Here is a 656-nt window from a genome sequence, read left to right on the forward strand (position 1 = left end):
AAAGGGCGTCGTCGAGTAGCGGCTTGGCCATGTCCTTTTCACCGTCGAAACAATGAAAAGGTTAACAGCATTCATCGCGGGTTAACAGCCCTTTCGTTCATTTTGTTAAGGGCTCTAAGCCCCAGGCCGCTCAGGAGGAATTCCGTTTGCGATCCAAAGACGGTACTGTTGTAGCGTTGAAGATAGTTGTGAATGTCAGGGCCGACGCGTGCGTCAGGCACCAGGCATAGTTCATGATCATCGGGTCGCGGCAATCTGAAGTCCATAAACGGGTTGTGCTTGAATACCCATATGCGCTCGTCCGCATAAAAAAGACGTTCGCCGGTTTGCGCATAGTACGCTTCGGGAATCGCGGTTACGGAGACTTGATCTCCTATCGCCAGGAACGGAGGGATAAGTTGTGAAGCCATGATAAGACCTGTCGAGGAGCCTCGTGCTTCGCCAAGGGGGTCCTTTAAAGAACGCCTGATCCAAAGGCTAACGCTACATGTTGAGCTAACGGGAAACACGTTTAAGACTGTCGCGTTATGACGGCAGCCAATCCTTCGTTCGTCAATAAGAGGGTGCGGAGACAATTACGCCTCTTTTGAATTCAGAGTGGGTGTTTGTGCGGGTCAAGGGCGGGCGGGAGCCCGGCGCAGCGAACCCTTGAGGCG

Annotated in this window: 1 protein-coding gene; it reads right to left on the minus strand. The window is 53.0% G+C overall.

From position 1 onward, the window contains the following. Positions 1-71: 71 nt before the first annotated feature. A complete protein-coding gene (locus AWB82_RS36735; protein WP_086974114.1) occupies positions 72-410 on the minus strand; it encodes a hypothetical protein in 339 nt (112 codons plus the stop codon). Between the last annotated feature and the right edge of the window lie 246 nt (positions 411-656).

The organism is Caballeronia glebae (assembly GCF_001545035.1).
Lineage (GTDB): Bacteria > Pseudomonadota > Gammaproteobacteria > Burkholderiales > Burkholderiaceae > Caballeronia > Caballeronia glebae.